17 protein-coding genes and 2 pseudogenes are annotated in these 13,870 nt (G+C 50.8%); 10 read left to right on the top strand and 9 right to left on the bottom strand.

From position 1 onward, the window contains the following. The first annotated feature begins 10 nt into the window (after positions 1 to 10). Positions 11 to 376: a hydrogenase maturation nickel metallochaperone HypA gene (gene hypA / locus ACOT0L_RS23345; protein WP_025999322.1), complete on the top strand. Its 366-nt coding sequence runs from the start codon at positions 11 to 13 to the stop codon at positions 374 to 376. A gap of 3 nt (positions 377 to 379) precedes the next feature. On the opposite strand, the gene ampR is transcribed toward hypA, so the two are convergent. Continuing rightward, complete coding sequence (gene ampR, locus ACOT0L_RS23340) at positions 380 to 1,255, bottom strand: LysR family transcriptional regulator AmpR (RefSeq protein WP_004193231.1); 876 nt, start codon at positions 1,253 to 1,255, stop codon at positions 380 to 382. 110 nt (positions 1,256 to 1,365) lie between these two features. Between ampR and ACOT0L_RS23335 the strand changes: the two genes are divergently transcribed. From ACOT0L_RS23335 to ACOT0L_RS23325, 3 genes and pseudogenes are all read left to right on the top strand, one after another. Continuing rightward, positions 1,366 to 2,505, top strand: a complete 1,140-nt coding sequence (locus ACOT0L_RS23335; RefSeq protein WP_004236386.1) for an extended-spectrum class C beta-lactamase DHA-1 — start codon at positions 1,366 to 1,368, stop codon at positions 2,503 to 2,505. A gap of 194 nt (positions 2,506 to 2,699) precedes the next feature. After that, positions 2,700 to 3,521, top strand: a complete 822-nt coding sequence (locus tag ACOT0L_RS23330) for a hypothetical protein (RefSeq protein ID WP_013214003.1) — start codon at positions 2,700 to 2,702, stop codon at positions 3,519 to 3,521. Next, positions 3,479 to 3,667: pseudogene (locus ACOT0L_RS23325) on the top strand (LacI family transcriptional regulator); the annotation flags it as partial. The gene ACOT0L_RS23330 and the pseudogene ACOT0L_RS23325, both read left to right, overlap by 43 nt. Positions 3,668 to 3,855: 188 nt before the next feature. On the opposite strand, the gene pspD reads toward ACOT0L_RS23325, so the two are convergent. From pspD to pspA, 4 genes are read right to left on the bottom strand one after another with little or no spacing between them, the layout of a single operon-like run. Further along, entirely contained in the window at positions 3,856 to 4,086 is a 231-nt protein-coding gene (gene pspD, locus ACOT0L_RS23320) for a phage shock protein PspD (protein WP_004193241.1), read from the bottom strand. A gap of 8 nt (positions 4,087 to 4,094) precedes the next feature. Further along, positions 4,095 to 4,454: an envelope stress response membrane protein PspC gene (pspC, locus tag ACOT0L_RS23315; protein WP_004193243.1), complete on the bottom strand. Its 360-nt coding sequence runs from the start codon at positions 4,452 to 4,454 to the stop codon at positions 4,095 to 4,097. Beyond that, the gene (pspB, locus tag ACOT0L_RS23310) at positions 4,454 to 4,678 is read right to left on the bottom strand and encodes an envelope stress response membrane protein PspB (RefSeq protein ID WP_004193245.1); all 225 of its coding nucleotides are present in this window, start codon (positions 4,676 to 4,678) and stop codon (positions 4,454 to 4,456) included. Before pspB ends, pspC begins: the two co-directional genes overlap by 1 nt. Positions 4,679 to 4,732: 54 nt before the next feature. After that, positions 4,733 to 5,401, bottom strand: a complete 669-nt coding sequence (gene pspA / locus ACOT0L_RS23305; RefSeq protein WP_003020532.1) for a phage shock protein PspA — start codon at positions 5,399 to 5,401, stop codon at positions 4,733 to 4,735. A gap of 155 nt (positions 5,402 to 5,556) precedes the next feature. Between pspA and pspF the strand changes: the two genes are divergently transcribed. Both pspF and ACOT0L_RS23295 read left to right on the top strand, forming a co-directional pair. After that, positions 5,557 to 6,546: a phage shock protein operon transcriptional activator gene (gene pspF / locus ACOT0L_RS23300; RefSeq protein ID WP_017900991.1), complete on the top strand. Its 990-nt coding sequence runs from the start codon at positions 5,557 to 5,559 to the stop codon at positions 6,544 to 6,546. A gap of 82 nt (positions 6,547 to 6,628) precedes the next feature. Beyond that, on the top strand, positions 6,629 to 7,273 hold the full coding sequence (locus tag ACOT0L_RS23295) for a quinolone resistance pentapeptide repeat protein QnrB4 (protein WP_017900990.1): 645 nt from the start codon (positions 6,629 to 6,631) through the stop codon (positions 7,271 to 7,273). 95 nt (positions 7,274 to 7,368) lie between these two features. Here ACOT0L_RS23295 and ACOT0L_RS23290 read toward each other — a convergent pair whose 3' ends face one another. From ACOT0L_RS23290 to ACOT0L_RS23275, 4 genes are all read right to left on the bottom strand, one after another. Beyond that, the gene (locus tag ACOT0L_RS23290) at positions 7,369 to 8,277 is read right to left on the bottom strand and encodes an SDR family oxidoreductase (protein WP_004193260.1); all 909 of its coding nucleotides are present in this window, start codon (positions 8,275 to 8,277) and stop codon (positions 7,369 to 7,371) included. Positions 8,278 to 8,453: 176 nt separating this feature from the next. Continuing rightward, a complete protein-coding gene (locus ACOT0L_RS23285) occupies positions 8,454 to 8,969 on the bottom strand; it encodes a 2-oxo-tetronate isomerase (protein ID WP_017900989.1) in 516 nt (171 codons plus the stop codon). Positions 8,970 to 8,979: 10 nt separating this feature from the next. Next, positions 8,980 to 9,426 (bottom strand): DUF421 domain-containing protein, encoded by a 447-nt coding sequence (locus ACOT0L_RS23280; protein ID WP_004193264.1) that lies wholly within the window; start codon positions 9,424 to 9,426, stop codon positions 8,980 to 8,982. A 9-nt stretch (positions 9,427 to 9,435) separates the two neighbouring features. Next, positions 9,436 to 9,939 (bottom strand): hypothetical protein, encoded by a 504-nt coding sequence (locus tag ACOT0L_RS23275; protein ID WP_004193267.1) that lies wholly within the window; start codon positions 9,937 to 9,939, stop codon positions 9,436 to 9,438. Between the two features lie 131 nt (positions 9,940 to 10,070). On the opposite strand from ACOT0L_RS23275, the gene ACOT0L_RS23270 reads away from it, so the two are divergent. The 4 genes and pseudogenes from ACOT0L_RS23270 to ACOT0L_RS23255 all read left to right on the top strand — a co-directional run. Further along, entirely contained in the window at positions 10,071 to 10,463 is a 393-nt protein-coding gene (locus tag ACOT0L_RS23270) for a YdeI family stress tolerance OB fold protein (RefSeq protein ID WP_004193269.1), read from the top strand. A 300-nt stretch (positions 10,464 to 10,763) separates the two neighbouring features. Further along, the gene (sapA, locus tag ACOT0L_RS23265) at positions 10,764 to 12,407 is read left to right on the top strand and encodes an ABC transporter substrate-binding protein SapA (protein WP_004193272.1); all 1,644 of its coding nucleotides are present in this window, start codon (positions 10,764 to 10,766) and stop codon (positions 12,405 to 12,407) included. Next, positions 12,404 to 13,369, top strand: a complete 966-nt coding sequence (gene sapB, locus ACOT0L_RS23260) for a peptide ABC transporter permease SapB (RefSeq protein ID WP_004193276.1) — start codon at positions 12,404 to 12,406, stop codon at positions 13,367 to 13,369. The genes sapA and sapB overlap by 4 nt, the downstream gene beginning before the upstream one ends. Next, a pseudogene (locus ACOT0L_RS23255) lies at positions 13,356 to 13,814 on the top strand (peptide ABC transporter permease); the annotation flags it as partial. The gene sapB and the pseudogene ACOT0L_RS23255, both read left to right, overlap by 14 nt. Positions 13,815 to 13,870 lie beyond the last annotated feature (56 nt).

Genomic DNA, 13,870 nt, shown 5'->3' with positions numbered 1-13,870 from the left:
ATGCGATGCCATAACCGATTATGACAACGGCGGAAGGGGCAAGCTTAGTAAAGCCCTCGGTGCGGCGGACATTATCCGCGAACAGGCTGAACAGCACGGCATTGCGCGGGTAACGGATGTCTGGCTGGAAGTCGGCGCACTGGCGGATGTTGAGGAGAGTGCACTGCATTTCTGTTTTGATATCGCCTGCCGTGATACCGTGGCGCAGGGCTGCACACTGCATATTGATGTTATCCCGGCACAGGCATGGTGCTGGGATTGCAGCCGTGAGGCCGAAATCATGCAGCACGCCGGATGCTGTCCGCACTGCGGCAGTGAACGGCTGCGCATCAGTGAAGGTGATGATTTGCGGGTAAAAAGCCTGGAAGGTGAGTGAGTTTTACGCCGCCGCCGTATTCAGCAGCCAGCGGGCGAATTGCTGCATGGCCGGGGTTTCCGTACGGGACTGTAACCGCGTCAGCCAGTAGCCGCCGAGGGTGATTTCTGCGGCAAACGGCTGTACCAGTGCGCCTGACTGTAACAGGCGGCTGAACATACATACCGGTGCGATCGCTACCCCGGCACCCAGTTGTGCCGCCTCGGCCATGGCCAGTGAGGTATCGAACACCATTACCGGCTGTGACGGGGAAGGCGGTGTGCCGCCCGCACAATCCAGCCAGCGGCTCCATTCATCCCGGCGGAATGAGCGCAGCAGGGTAAAGCGGTGAACATCATCCGGCTGCTGTAACTGTTCTGCAATGGCCGGTGAGCACAGCGGAGCGTGTGGTGCACTGAAAATCAGTTCCGCATCTGACTCATGCCACGCGCCGTTACCGAAACGGATCGTATAATCATGCCCTTCCGCCGCCGGGTCCACATGATTGTTATGGGTGGAGATATGCAGATCAATATGCGGATGGCTGTCATAGAATCCGGCCAGACGCGGCAGCAGCCAGCCTGCGGCAAATGTTCCCACCGCACCGACTTTCACCCGCTCACGGAACTGCCCGTGAGAAAAACACTCCAGAGTATCCGCAATCCGGTCAAACGCCTCATTGAGCACCGGCAGTAATCCCTCACCTTCATGGGTCAGCACCAGCCCGCGCGAGACGCGGGTAAACAGCACACAGCCGAGTTGTTCTTCCAGCGCCCTGACCTGCTGGCTGACGGCGGCATGGGTGACATTCAGCTCAATCGCCGCGCGGGTAAAACTGAGATGACGGGCGGCGGCCTCAAAGGCGCGCAGCGGGTTAAGGGGGAGATAACGTCTGACCATAATCCACCTGTAAGTTTTTCTTTAGGCTCTTGTTATAAATAACCGTTTGTTCTGTCCGGTGAATCTGACGATACTTGCCGCCGTTACTCACACACGGAAGGTTAATTCTGATGAAAAAATCGTTATCTGCAACACTGATTTCCGCTCTGCTGGCGTTTTCCGCCCCGGGGTTTTCTGCCGCTGATAATGTCGCGGCGGTGGTGGACAGCACCATTAAACCGCTGATGGCACAGCAGGATATTCCCGGGATGGCGGTTGCCGTCTCCGTAAAGGGTAAGCCCTATTATTTCAATTATGGTTTTGCCGATATTCAGGCAAAACAGCCGGTCACTGAAAATACACTATTTGAGCTCGGATCTGTAAGTAAAACTTTCACAGGTGTGCTGGGTGCGGTTTCTGTGGCGAAAAAAGAGATGGCGCTGAATGATCCGGCGGCAAAATACCAGCCGGAGCTGGCTCTGCCGCAGTGGAAGGGGATCACATTGCTGGATCTGGCTACCTATACCGCAGGCGGACTGCCGTTACAGGTGCCGGATGCGGTAAAAAGCCGTGCGGATCTGCTGAATTTCTATCAGCAGTGGCAGCCGTCCCGGAAACCGGGCGATATGCGTCTGTATGCAAACAGCAGTATCGGCCTGTTTGGTGCTCTGACCGCAAACGCGGCGGGGATGCCGTATGAGCAGTTGCTGACTGCACGGATCCTGGCACCGCTGGGGTTATCTCACACCTTTATTACTGTGCCGGAAAGTGCGCAAAGCCAGTATGCGTACGGTTATAAAAACAAAAAACCGGTCCGCGTGTCGCCGGGACAGCTTGATGCGGAATCTTACGGCGTGAAATCCGCCTCAAAAGATATGCTGCGCTGGGCGGAAATGAATATGGAGCCGTCACGGGCCGGTAATGCGGATCTGGAAATGGCAATGTATCTCGCCCAGACCCGCTACTATAAAACCGCCGCGATTAACCAGGGGCTGGGCTGGGAAATGTATGACTGGCCGCAGCAGAAAGATATGATCATTAACGGTGTGACCAACGAGGTCGCATTGCAGCCGCATCCGGTAACAGACAACCAGGTTCAGCCGTATAACCGTGCTTCCTGGGTGCATAAAACGGGCGCAACAACTGGTTTCGGCGCCTATGTCGCCTTTATTCCGGAAAAACAGGTGGCGATTGTGATTCTGGCGAATAAAAACTACCCGAATACCGAAAGAGTCAAAGCTGCACAGGCTATTTTGAGTGCACTGGAATAATTTTTTTCCTGAACAGGCCCCTGCGGATACGCCGGGGCCGTAATTTAAGATTATTCCTTATGCAATAATTTGCTTTATGGGCTGTTTTATGGAGGATGAGAGTATCGGGCACTGACAGCTTCCGGCTGAACCGGATTTCACTGTGTGCTGCGGCAAACTGATGTCAGTCTCAACACACAGAGGAAAATGTTGTCATGGACGTTCTGCGTTTTATCCTCCGCTTACCTTTTATTTTGCTGCGTCTGGCGGCTCGCAGTCTTGTTTATCTCTTTACTCTGCTGGGTTTTCTGCTGCGCCCGTTCACCGGACGGATCCGCTGGGCGGTGCCGGGCTGGGTGACCTTTGCCGGTAATCAGCTTGCCCGGCTGGAGCGGGGGGGCAACCGCTATCCGAAAACCATATCTGCCTTATTATTACTGACTGCTGCGGTGGCAGCGGGCAGTTATTACACCTGGCACTGGTATCAGAACAAACCGAAGCCGGTGGATGTTGCGCCGCTGGTGGTGCAGGATATTTCCGCGTCTGTGCAGCGCCCTTCGGCGGTTAATTATAACCGTGATGATAATTCAGCGCAGATTGTGGTGGTGACATTCTCCCGCTCTGCCGCACCGGTAACGCTGATCGGTAAACCGGTCACCGCCGGTATTACCCTGACCCCCGCAATGGAAGGTGAGTGGCAGTGGCGTAATGACCGTAAGCTGGTATTCACGGCGAAAAAAACCTTCCCGATGGGGAAAACCTACACCGTCGATATGGATGCCAAAACACTGCTGGCTCCGCAGGTGGCGTTAACAGAGAAACAAAAAACCTTTACCACCCCTGAGTTTTATTATCGCGGCGGCCGGGCGGAGTTCTATCAGGATCCGCAAGATCCGATGAAAAAACACGCCATTATCGGCCTGACCTTCAATGCCCCCGCTGATGTCAAAAATCTGGAATCGCGTCTGTCTATGACCCGTGACGGCAAGCCGGTGCCGTATACCGTCACTGTAATGAACTGTTGTCATTTATGCTGACGCCCGTGCCGGGAGGCATTGATGTCCCAACCCAGCAGCTCGGCGAACAAAGCTGTAATTTATTATTTAGCCTGATTGCCGGTGAGAAAGGTTTACAAAATATCACCGTGGGTACACAAATATCGTTAGCCGACTCACTGGTATAAAAACTGGGGCATAACAATGCCCCAGTGCATTTTAGAATGCGTAATTCACACCGATACCTGCATAATGGAGTCTGTCGCTTTCACCTTCATTTCTATTGGTAGCGATCCCATGACACAAGAGACTACTCTGCCGCAAATTAACTGGGGGAATGTTGACTAAATGTTGCTTGCTTTTGTTGTTTCGGATATCAGGGTTGATTACCTGAATAGCGTTTCGACAATTTTGTCGCTGCCCGGCTCAACAAAGGTTCCAATACTAACGCCAGCAACATTTTTAGCGGACGTCGGGCCACGGACTTCACCGCCCACCCTGCTACCCCAGCCGGGCCATAGCGCAGCGCAGTCAGTAGCACCAGCTTACCTGCTATTTTAATGCCCGGCTTAACCCTTTGCCCGGCACGTTGCCAGCGATTATTCATTTCTAACCTCACAATTGGCGGAAGCGGCTGCGTAATGTAAAAGTATCAGACGTTACATAACGCTCCATCTCACGCAAACGCTTTTCACTTGCAGCCAGTTCACGATCGACAGCATCCAATAGCTCACCGCTTGATGGCTGCTGTTCTCCGGAAACCACGTTGTCTGGCATCGGATCCAACACAAACGTCAGTACGATGTAGGCGACAAAGGTGAAAAAGGCCAGACCAAAAAAGATGGACAGCACCACCAGGATCCGCACCAGTTTCACAGGAACATCGAGATAATGCGCAATACCCGCGCAAACCCCTTTCACCATGCCCTGCTGCGGTATACGCCACAGTTTTTTATTCAGATTAACGCCCCCCATTAGCGGTCCCTCCAGTTTGGATGTTCAGCATCAAGGATGTCTTCCAGCGCTTGAATGCGCTCACGCATCCGCTGTGCGTCCTGGTTAAGTTCTACCAGACGCTGTTGTTCACTTTGCGCCAGCTCGCCGCGACTGGAACGATTGCTGTAATGCAGCCAGAGCCAAATCGGTAAGACGAACAGCACAAAGATGGTTAACGGGATGGCCAGAAATAGCGCGCTCATGAGTACTCCTTACAGGTGATGAGCGGCGGCGCGTTCGGGCACCGCCAGATATTATTATTGCTTGTCTTGCTGCATTTTGGCTTTCAATTGCGCCAACTGCTCGCTGATTTCATCATCTGCTTTCAGGTCAGCAAATTGCTGATCCAAAGACTTCTGCTTACCGAAGTTATGGCTTTCAGCTTCAGCTTCCATTTGATCGATACGACGCTCAAAAGATTCAAAGCGAGCCATCGCTTCATCCAGTTTGCCGCTGTCCAGTTGACGACGAACATCACGGGAAGAACTCGCCGCCTGATGGCGCAACATCAATGCCTGCTGACGAGCACGGGTTTCACTGAGTTTGTTTTCCAGTTCACCGATCTCTTTTTTCATACGCGCCAGCGTATCGTCAACCAGCGTCACCTCATGCTCCAGGGAGGCAATCAGGTCAGTCAGTTTCTGCTTTTCGATTAACGCAGAACGCGCCAAATCTTCTTTTTCTTTACGCAGCGCCAGCTCTGCTTTTTCCTGCCACTCTGCCTGTTGGGCGCTGGCCTGTTCAATACGACGCGATAACTGTTTCTTTTCTGCCAGCGCGCGTGCGGAGTTGGAGCGCACCTCAACCAGCGTGTCTTCCATTTCCTGGATCATCAACCGCACCAGCTTCTGCGGATCTTCAGCCTTTTCCAGCAACGCATTAATGTTGGCGTTCACGATGTCGGCAAAACGAGAAAAAATACCCATAATGTAATCCTCACTTACTGTTCTGATATCGGGCAATGCCCTGCTGCTGTTCTAATGCACTTCGCATGCCAACTTTTTAATTCATTGAAATATTTGAAAATAACTAATTTTACCTGTCGGGATAAATAGGGTAAATTGGTGAATAACACTAACAAATGGTGAATTTCATCATGGCAGGATACAAAGATAATCTGCTGGGCGAAGCGAACAGCTTTATTGAAGTGCTGGAGCAGGTTTCTCGTCTCGCGCCGCTGGATAAACCTGTGCTGGTCATTGGGGAACGAGGAACAGGGAAAGAGCTTATCGCCAACCGCCTGCACTACCTCTCAACCCGTTGGCAAGGCCCGTTTATTTCACTTAACTGCGCCGCGCTCAACGAAAATTTACTTGATTCCGAACTCTTTGGGCACGAAGCGGGCGCCTTTACCGGCGCGCAGAAACGTCACCCAGGTCGGTTCGAGCGCGCCGATGGCGGCACACTGTTTCTTGATGAACTGGCAACCGCCCCGATGCTGGTACAGGAAAAACTGCTGCGCGTTATTGAGTACGGAGAGCTGGAACGCGTAGGCGGTAGCCAACCTCTGCAGGTCAATGTAAGACTGGTTTGCGCAACCAACGCCGACCTGCCACGCATGGTGAGTGAAGGCACGTTCCGCGCCGACCTGCTGGATCGTCTGGCCTTTGACGTGGTGCAACTTCCCCCGTTACGCGAACGTCAAAGCGATATCATGTTAATGGCTGAACATTTTGCCATTCAGATGTGCCGTGAGATCGGGTTACCGTTGTTTCCTGGGTTCACCGATGAGGCCAAAGAAACGCTCCTCCACTACCGTTGGCCGGGCAATATTCGTGAACTGAAAAACGTCGTGGAGCGTTCGGTATACCGACACGGGACCAGCGATTACCCACTGAATGAGATTGTGATTGACCCGTTCAGGCGTCACGCCGCACCGCCGCTGGCGCAAGAAACCAGACATACATCAGTAACCCTACCGCTGGATCTGCGTGAATTCCAACAGCAGCAGGAGAAGGAATTTTTGCAAACCAGCTTACAGCAGGCGAAATTTAATCAGAAAAAAGCCGCTGAATTATTAGGTCTGACCTACCATCAACTCCGCGCATTACTGAAGAAACACCAAATTTAGCGTGCAGGGGCAGACGTTGGACGCGAGAGTTAAAACAGTTTACCATGTTGCAATCACTGTATAAAAAAACAGGTTAATCATGATGACTCTGGCGTTAGTTGGCGAAAAAATTGACAGAAACAGGTTCACCGGTGAAAAAGTTGAAAATAGCACATTTTTCAACTGTGATTTTTCGGGTGCCGACCTTAGCGGCACTGAATTTATTGGCTGCCAGTTTTATGATCGAGAAAGTCAGAAAGGATGTAATTTTAGTCGCGCTAACCTGAAAGATGCCATTTTCAAAAGTTGTGATCTCTCCATGGCTGATTTCAGGAATATCAATGCGCTGGGAATCGAAATTCGCCACTGCCGGGCACAAGGGTCAGATTTTCGCGGCGCAAGTTTTATGAATATGATCACCACCCGCACCTGGTTTTGTAGCGCCTATATCACCAATACCAACTTAAGCTACGCCAACTTTTCAAAAGTCGTACTGGAAAAGTGCGAGCTGTGGGAAAACCGCTGGATGGGTACTCAGGTGCTGGGCGCAACGTTCAGTGGATCAGACCTCTCTGGCGGCGAGTTTTCATCCTTCGACTGGCGAGCAGCAAACGTTACGCACTGTGATTTGACCAATTCGGAACTGGGCGATTTAGATATCCGCGGGGTTGATTTGCAAGGCGTCAAACTGGACAGCTACCAGGCATCGTTGCTCCTGGAACGTCTTGGTATCGCTGTCATGGGTTAATGTTCAGGGAGCGGTATATGCCGCCCCCTGCCCTTATACAATATTGTCCGGGCTGGCTTTCCCCCTCAGACGTTTCGACTTCGGGGGCATAAACGTCAGAGGGTTCCGGTCCCCCCGTCAGAACACCATACCTGACCGGATGTATAGCTGTTCTCTTCAGCCGCTAAAGTGACATACAGCGGAGCAATTTCTACCGGTTGGCCAGGGCGACCAAGCGGCGCATTTGCACCAAATTTCTCAATTTTTTCCTGTGGTTGGCCGCCGCAGCACTGCAATACCGTCCAGTACGGCCCAGGCGCGACAGCATTTACACGGATCCCTTTAGGGGCCAGTTGCTTCGCCAGCGATTTAGTAAATGCCACTATCGCCGCCTTGGTCTGAGCATAATCAAGCAGGATCTCACTCGGCTCATAAGCCTGTACCGATGAGGTGTTAATAATCACGCTGTCTCGGGAGAAATGGGGAATAGCCGCCTTGGTGATCCAAAACATGGCGTAGACATTGGTCTTGAATGTCGCATCAAATTCTTCTGTGGTGAGGTCTTCGATCGATTCACAAAATTGCTGACGGCCTGCGTTATTCACCAGGATATCCAACCCTCCCAGCGCGTCTACCGCCTGTTTTACCAGATGGTTACAAAAAGTTTCGTCACGAATATCGCCGGGAATCGCCGCAACTTTTCTCCCAGCTTTTTTTATCAACTCAACAACCTCACGAGCATCGTCCTCTTCTTCAGGTAAATAATTAATCGCGACATCGGCGCCTTCGCGGGCATAGGCAATGGCAACAGCACGCCCAATACCTGAATCACCACCGGTAATTAATACCTTGCGACCATTTAACCTGCCGCTTCCCTGATAGCTTTGTTCGCCATGATCGGGGCGCGGTTGCATTTTTCCGGCGAGCCCCGGAAAAGGTTGTTTTTGATGTGGAAAAGGCGGCTGCGGAAAACGCTCTGAATTAGTTTTATTGGTGGTCTGTTTTCCTTTATTTAGGTCAGTCATTCAATCACCTCTCGTGAGTCATCATTCATCGCAAAGACTAATAAGCGTAGAACAAAATGAATGACATGGTCTTTATAATTTACCTACCACTTAATTTTCTCCTAATATTAACCTGGCTCTCACGACGATAACTTCACATAGCATTGAAATATTTCCTAGGATAAGTCCTGGTTTATTTATTTGTTCTTCCAGGCTGACACTTCTTCAATCAATACCGCCAGGCTAAAACGTACCGCCTTTTCAATGACGTCCTGGCAATCCCCGGAAAAACACTCACGTTTTGTTATTATCTGTCCGCGGAAATTCCACGCAAACCACACGGTTCCTGCGGGAGTACCATCCTCCCCACCCTCCGGCCCTGCATATCCGCTGATGGCTATACTGATATCGGTTTCGGCTTGCTGACGTATTCCTACAGACATCTCACTGACCGTTTGCTCACTAACGGCGCTATATTTCTTCAGCGTACTGGCCCGCACGTCGAGCATTTTCTGCTTGGCGCGATCGCTAAAGGTTATAACGCCGATATCATAAAATTCTGCGGTATCCGCCTGTGCGCAAAGCGCCGCGGCCAGCTTTCCTCCTGTACAGGATTCTGCGGTGGTCAACGTTAAATCGCTATCAATGAGCGTGTTTGCAAGCCGTTTTGTCAGTTCATTGACTGTTTTTGCGTCATTGTACTCCGTATTCATTACCGCCTCGCTAATTCTCTTCAGGAATGACAGAAATATGTCCGTTGCGTTCCAGAATGGCATACTTGATTTTACTTGATTCGGTAATCCCCTGATTTTGTCGCGCAGCGACTAATATATCTTCAAGAGAGACATCCACTTTCTTCATTTTATCTAATAAAGGGATCCCGTGATCAAGCAGGATAACCGGGGAACCATCCAGCACGGATTCGGCCCCACCCACCTTTTTTTTAATGAAACCGAACAGAATATCAATAGTAACCAGAGTGACAATCGTGATCATGGCGCCGGTTATCGAAAAATCATTACCCAACAAGGCTTGTTGAGTTGCTTCACTGATAATCAGTAATAAAATCAGATCGAAGCTGGTCATTTGTAATAATGCCCGGCGACCTGCTATTTTGAAAACCACCAGCAAAATAAGGTAAATGGCGGATGCCCGGAAGACCATCTCCATACTCACCTCCTAGGGATAAATAAATTGTCTGAAGCGGATTTCAGGTTCGCCATTTAGCTGGAGAAAACTCTTTACGCTTCCTGGCTTCACGGGCGTAACCCGCAGCCAGATAGTAAAGTTCTGCATTGCTTCAGAATCATTGTAGACGAGGTAAAGATCGTTCCCCTTGCTGTACATGCTGTCTGGCTGCGGCCAAATATTTTCCATTTCATAAAATTTGTTGAAATCGCCGCCAATGCGCAACGTCTTGTTCACAGAATCATACTTTTGTGCAGAGATTTTAAATTTAAATTCCGTTTGCAAGCGCCCAAACCTTTCGTACTGTAACCCTGTTGTCTTTAAGGTGTTTTTTCTCGTCACCTCACTTAAATATCCGCCGGAAAACGCTCCCACCGAAGCAAGAAAAACAATGCAGAGCAAACAGATAAAACCAATCTTGTGAAAGCCAGATTCAAAATTCAGAAAACGCAGGCTCTCTTTTACTCCTTGAAAATGGGTTTTCTCTCTGTTCATCTCCCCGCCTCGCTTATATAACACCAAGCCGTTGTTTTATTGAAAAATTACAATTTGAGACTTATCCCACTCGCCAGATTAATAAATAGCTACCAAACTTAATAAGTCAAATCAATTTCAATGGAGGCTCTATGAAAATATCGTTCGCCCCCTTACTGTTCTGTTTTTTATTGCCATCAGCGTTTGCCGATGATAATGGCGGATTGAAAAAAGATACCGCCCCGCCACCTGCCCATGCACTGGATGAAGGCTATCGCGGCACTGAAAATGCAAGAATCATGACCGTCGAACAAGCTAAAACCATGCATGACGGTGCGACCATCTCTTTACGAGGTAATCTCATTGAGGATCAGGGAGGAGATAAGTTTATCTTCCGTGACAAAACCGGCAGTATCAATACGCTAATCCCGCTTGCGGTCTTTGATGGCCGAACGATAAAACCCGATCAAATGATCAGCATTAACGGTAGCCTTGACGCTAAAATGCAACCGCCGGTGGTGCGCGTTAATAAAATCCAGAAGTAATACCTCAGCCGGGAAGAAATTCACTCTTCCCGCCTCCCACACAACAGATTCATTTTCCCCGTCAGACACCTCACATAATCTCTCTGGCAGCAAATCCAGCGTTTAAGCGAGTCAGAGGGGCCATGAAAATGCTAAGATAGCTACAAGAGTATATGCAAAGTGGATAGCGGGTATGAATTTTGACCAGTACGCGATGTCGAATTCGCGGTTATCAACCCCACTGCCCCAAAAACAAACGGTAATGGCAAATGTCATTAAGTATTAGTAAGATAGCTTCTTTATATATAACCCTTTAAAATTATGCGCCTGGTTTTATCATCTCTGATCGTGATGGCTGGATTTCTGAGTGGTCAGGCTGCAGCTGCGCCTGAGCAGGCCTCGTACGCTGATATTCGTGACAGTGGCTTTGTCTATTGCGTTAGCGGGCAGGTCAATACGTTCAATCCACAAAAAGCAAGCAGCGGTCTCATCGTAGACACATTAGCGGCCCAATTGTATGACCGACTGCTTGATGTCGATCCCTACACCTATCGCCTGGTGCCAGAACTGGCTGAAAGCTGGGAAGTATTAGATAACGGCGCAACCTACCGCTTCCATTTACGACGCGATGTTCCGTTTCAAAAGACTGCCTGGTTCACGCCCACCCGCAAACTAAATGCGGACGATGTGGTATTTACCTTCGAGCGCATCTTTGATCGCCAGCATCCGTGGCATAATGTCAATGGTAGCAGTTTTCCTTATTTTGATAGCCTGCAGTTCGCCGATAACGTCCAAAGCGTGCGTAAACTGGACAACAACACCGTTGAATTTCGCTTAAATCAACCCGACGCCTCCTTCTTGTGGCACCTTGCCACACATTATGCCTCTGTGATGTCGGCCGAATATGCCGCCAAATTAGCAAAACAGGATCGCCAGGAATTACTCGACAGACAACCCGTCGGCACAGGCCCGTACCAACTTTCAGAAAATCGTGCAGGCCAATATATTCGCCTACAACGGCATGAAAAATTCTGGCGTGGTACCCCCTTGATGCCGCAGGTCGTGGTGGATCTCGGCTCTGGCGGGACCGGACGCTTATCGAAATTACTGACCGGCGAGTGCGACGTCCTGGCATGGCCTGCCGCCAGCCAGCTCAGCATACTGCGTGATGACCCGCGGCTGCGCCTGACGCTGCGTCCGGGGATGAATATCGCCTATCTGGCGTTCAACACGGATAAACCGCCGTTGAACAACCCTGCCGTACGACATGCGCTAGCGCTGGCCATTAACAACCAACGGTTAATGCAATCTATTTACTACGGTACGGCGGAAACCGCGGCATCTATTTTGCCTCGCGCCTCGTGGGCTTATGACAACGAAGCTAAAATTACCGAGTACAACCCGGCAAAATCGCGCGAGCAGTTAAAAGCGCTGGGGCTGGAAAACCTGACGTTACAACTCTGGGTACCTACCAGCTCTCAGGCCTGGAACCCCAGTCCGCTGAAAACCGCAGAGCTGATTCAGGCTGATATGGCTCAGGTGGGTGTGAAAGTGAAGATCATCCCGGTAGAGGGCCGTTTTCAGGAGGCGCGATTAATGGATATGAACCATGATCTGACGTTGTCCGGTTGGGCAACTGACAGTAACGATCCTGACAGCTTTTTCCGACCGATGCTTAGCTGTGCCGCCATTAACTCGCAGACCAATTTTGCCCACTGGTGCAATCCCGAGTTTGACAGCATTTTGCGCAAAGCCCTCTCTTCGCAACAACTCTCCTCGCGAATTGATGCCTACGACGAAGCGCAAAATATTCTTGCGCGCGAGTTGCCGATCCTGCCTCTGGCCTCTTCGCTCCGTTTGCAGGCTTACCGCTATGACATCAAAGGGCTGGTGCTCAGTCCGTTCGGCAACGCTTCTTTTGCCGGGGTTTCCAGGGAAAAGGCTGACGAGGTGAAAAAACCATGATTATCTTCACCCTACGCCGATTTTTATTATTGCTGGTCACTTTGTTCTTCCTGACCTTTATTGGCTTCAGTCTGAGTTATTTCACCCCCCATGCGCCGTTACAGGGCGCATCGCTGTGGAACGCTTGGGTATTCTGGTTCAATGGCCTGATTCACTGGGATTTTGGTGTGTCCAGTATTAACGGCCAGTTGATCTCAGAACAACTGAAAGAGGTGTTCCCGGCAACAATGGAACTGTGCATTCTGGCATTTGGTTTTGCACTAATGGTCGGGATCCCCATCGGCATGTTGGCGGGCATAACGCGTAATAAATGGCAGGATCGTTGCATCAGCGCATTGGCTCTGATGGGCTTCTCTATTCCGGTTTTTTGGCTGGCGCTGCTGCTGACGTTGCTATTCTCACTAACCCTCGGCTGGTTACCCGTATCAGGGCGTTTTGATCTGCTTTATGAAGTAAAACCCGTAACCGGGTTTGCCATTATTGACGCCTGGATCTCCGACTCGCCCTGGCGCGATGAAATGCTGGTCAGTGCCATCCGCCATATGGTGCTTCCGGTGTTAACGCTCTCCGTGGCACCGACGACGGAAGTTATTCGTCTGATGCGTATCAGCACTATTGAGGTCTTTGATCAAAACTATGTCAAAGCGGCGGCGACTCGTGGTCTGTCACGGTTAACGATTTTACGCCGTCACGTACTGCACAACGCTCTCCCACCGGTTATCCCGCGCCTGGGGTTACAGTTTTCCACCATGCTGACGCTGGCGATGATCACCGAGATGGTCTTTAGCTGGCCAGGTCTTGGCCGTTGGCTGATTAACGCGATTCGCCAGCAGGATTACGCGGCGATTTCGGCGGGTGTGATGGTGATTGGCTCACTGGTTATCATTGTTAACGTGATCTCTGATATTTTGGGTGCTATGGCTAACCCTCTGAAACATAAGGAATGGTATGCCTTACGATAGCGTCTACAGCGAAAAGCGCCCGCCTGGTACGCTGCGCACCGCATGGCGCAATTTTTACGGCGATGCAACCGCAATGATCGGCCTGTATGGCTGTGCTGGACTGGCAATTCTGTGTATTTTTGGTGGTTGGTTCGCGCCTTATGGCATCGACCAGCAGTTTCTTGGCTACCAGCTTTTGCCGCCGTCATGGTCACGCTATGGCGAAGTCTCTTTCTTCCTCGGGACTGATGACCTGGGGCGTGATGTTTTAAGCCGCCTGCTTAGCGGTGCGGCCCCGACCGTGGGCGGTGCGTTTGTCGTCACCCTTGCCGCCACGTTGTGTGGCTTATTGCTTGGCGTGGTTGCCGGGGCAACACACGGTTTGCGCTCCGCGGTGCTGAATCACATTCTGGACACCCTGCTGTCGATCCCTTCACTGTTGCTGGCGATTATTGTGGTGGCTTGGGTATAGGAAGTATAAACCACCTTTTTGCTCCTCATCCGAAGTATCTTACCTGAAAT

The organism is Enterobacter cloacae complex sp. XAL002, assembly GCF_049236805.1.
Classification (GTDB): Bacteria; Pseudomonadota; Gammaproteobacteria; order Enterobacterales; family Enterobacteriaceae; genus Enterobacter; species Enterobacter intestinihominis.
The sequence above is the reverse complement of the archived record's forward strand: the minus strand, read 5'-3'. Positions and strand labels throughout refer to the sequence as shown.